Genomic DNA, 846 nt, shown 5'->3' with positions numbered 1-846 from the left:
ATGATCCGGCCCGGCTCGCGCGCGACCTGCGCGTGGTGGCCGGCGCGGCGCGGCGCCGGCTGGTGGCGTGACCGCCCCGCCGGGCGAGGACGGTCGCGCGCCCTCCCTCGACCGGGACGCGCGAAGCGTGCAAGAGGACGCCGAACTTCCGGAGCGACATCAGATGACGCCGACCGACATCGCCCGCGTGCAGGCCTATCTTCGCCGCCTTCTCGGCTCCGACCGGGTGAAGCTTGTGCCGCCCGCGCGCAAAGGGATGTCAGTCGAACTCGCCGTCGGGGACGAGGTGATCGGCACCGTCCATCGCGACGACGAGGAAGGCGAAGTCTCCTACGCGGTGCACATCACCGTGCTGGAGGAGGACCTGCCGGCCGCTCCGGCGCCCGCCGGGCGGCGCTGACCGGCGATCCTCCCCCGGTGGGCCGGGAGAGGATCGCCGCGACCGCCGCGTCGGGTCAGCCGGGTCGCTGGCCGGATGTGCCGCCATCCCGCTCCGTCGAGGATCGCGCGGCGGCGGTGACATCGCTCGCCTTCCGCTCGACCGCCTCGCGGATGTCGCGGGCGACCTCGCCGACCGCGGCCGCGCCCTGGGACGGGGTCAGGCCACTCTCCGCAAGGCGCTCCTTGCCGCGCTCGTAGGTTTCGGCGGCGGCGTCCTGCAGCTGGGCCGCGACGCGATCGCGCTGTTCGCCGAGCAGCCGGTTCTCGGTCTCGGTGGGCGGCAGGATCGCACCGAGCGTCGCACCCAGGGCCAGCCCGACCGCGCCGACGAGCAGCGGCTGGGACTCGAACATCTCCTCCAGGCTGCGGCGCGCGCTGCCGGCGTACTCGCCCGGGGCCGAGCCG

General features: G+C 74.9%; 2 protein-coding genes. One reads left to right on the top strand and one right to left on the bottom strand.

The features are described 5' to 3' along the window. Nucleotides 1–163 precede the first annotated feature (163 nt). On the top strand, nucleotides 164–400 hold the full coding sequence (locus L2I40_RS23865) for a DUF3126 family protein (protein WP_237217828.1): 237 nt from the start codon (nucleotides 164–166) through the stop codon (nucleotides 398–400). Nucleotides 401–455: 55 nt separating this feature from the next. Here L2I40_RS23865 and L2I40_RS23860 read toward each other — a convergent pair. Continuing rightward, a partial coding sequence (locus L2I40_RS23860) for a hypothetical protein (RefSeq protein WP_456305768.1) occupies nucleotides 456–846 on the bottom strand: 391 nt, incomplete at its 5' end.

This window comes from Falsiroseomonas oryziterrae, assembly GCF_021864505.1.
GTDB classification, from domain to species: domain Bacteria; phylum Pseudomonadota; class Alphaproteobacteria; order Acetobacterales; family Acetobacteraceae; genus Falsiroseomonas; species Falsiroseomonas oryziterrae.
The sequence above is the reverse complement of the archived record's forward strand: the minus strand, read 5'-3'. Positions and strand labels throughout refer to the sequence as shown.